This is a genomic window from Piscicoccus intestinalis NBRC 104926, from assembly GCF_001515525.1.
Lineage (GTDB): Bacteria > Actinomycetota > Actinomycetes > Actinomycetales > Dermatophilaceae > Kineosphaera > Kineosphaera intestinalis.
On the sequence record NZ_BCNQ01000294.1, the window covers coordinates 1 to 1,486 of the forward strand.

Annotated in this window: 1 protein-coding gene; it reads right to left on the reverse strand. The window is 68.6% G+C overall.

Translation table 11 applies throughout. From position 1 onward, the window contains the following. Positions 1-9: 9 nt before the first annotated feature. Positions 10-1,368, reverse strand: coding sequence for an ISL3 family transposase (locus PINTE_RS21310; RefSeq protein WP_444543864.1), 1,359 nt, complete (start codon positions 1,366-1,368; stop codon positions 10-12). Between the last annotated feature and the right edge of the window lie 118 nt (positions 1,369-1,486).

The following is a 1,486-nucleotide window of genomic DNA, read 5'->3' on the forward strand; positions in this document are numbered from 1 at the left end:
GGGCTCTTCCTACCTGAGGTGGGGGTGGGACAGTCCGCCCCCGATGAGCAGCATGCGTAGCCGGTAGTGCTCGCGGTTGCGGAAGCCGCGTGCGACCCGGCGGTGGAGCTCGATCAGACCGTTGATCGCCTCGGTGCCGCCGTTGCTGGCGCGGCCGGTGTCGAAGTAGGCCAAGAACGCCTCGCGCCACTGCCTCAGTGTCTTGCCGAGCCGCTTGATCTCCGGGATTGGACAGGTGGGCAACGAGGCGAGGACCTTCTCCGCGATCCGCCGGCCCTCGACCGGGTTCTTGGCCTTGTAAGCGGCGCGGAGTTGCTGTGCGCACTGCCAAGCGACGTAGACCTCGTCGTGGCGTTCGTCGGCGATGACCGCCCGGTTCAGGCGTGCGTGTTGGCGGTCGGTGAGCTTCTCTTGACCACAGCGCAGGATCATCCGGATGCCGTAGAGCGGATCGTTCTTGCGGCCGCGGTGGCCGTGGATCTCTTGCTGCACCCGGCGGCGGACCTCGTCGACGGCCTGGGTGCCGAGCTTGACGACATGGAAGGCGTCAAGCACCGCGGTGGCGTCCTCAAGTTGGTCGTCGATGGCGTTCTTGTAGCCGTGGAACGGGTCCAGAGTAGCGACCTCGACACCGTTCTTGAACGCCTCACCGCGTTCCGCGAGCCAGTCGCTGTACGCCTTTCCCGACCGGCCCGGCACGAGGTCGAGCAGCCGCGCCCGGGCGGTGCCATCGGCGTCGGGGGTGAGGTCGACCATCCCGGTCAGCTGCTTCGGTCCACGACCGCCGTCCTCGATCGGGAACTCCGACACGTGGTGCCACACGTGCTCGTCCACGCCGAGGCGCTTCACGCCGGCGAACCGGGACTCGTCATCGGCCATCTCCTGGAGCAGCGGCCGGATCGAGGTCCACACCGTGTTCCACGTCGTGCCGAGTTGCCTGGCGATCCCGCTGATCGAGGCGTGCTCGCGGCGGATCTGGTTGATCGCCCACCAACACGCCCGCGTCGTCAACAATGCCCGCGGAGCGGCTACCTCGGGATCCTGCTCGGTGAACACCTTCGTCGGGCACACCGACTCCTCGCACCGCCAGGTCCGCTTGCGCCACACCAGCCGAACCGGCCGGTCGAAGCACGGCGCGTCGGCCAGCATCACCTCCCGACGGCCGTGGCTGCCTGCGATCACGCCGCAGCTTGTGCAGCCCATCGGCGCGGGCGCCGACTCGACCCGCACGGTCAGCAGGCCGACGTCATGGTCGTACTCGACGGCGATCACGTGCAGCTCCCCGAGGCCCACCAGCAGATCGCAGCGGGAGCAGTAGGTCAGGTCGTGATGGCAGCGCGCAGCAGAACGCGCCGTAGGCTCGGACAACGTCGAGGCCTTCCGGTCGGGCAGCTTGGTCGCTCCCGATCTTGGAGGCCTCGACCCCTCTCACCCGCGCATCACGCCACCGGCGCGCCGCTCACCCCCACCGGAACTCGGAAGAGCC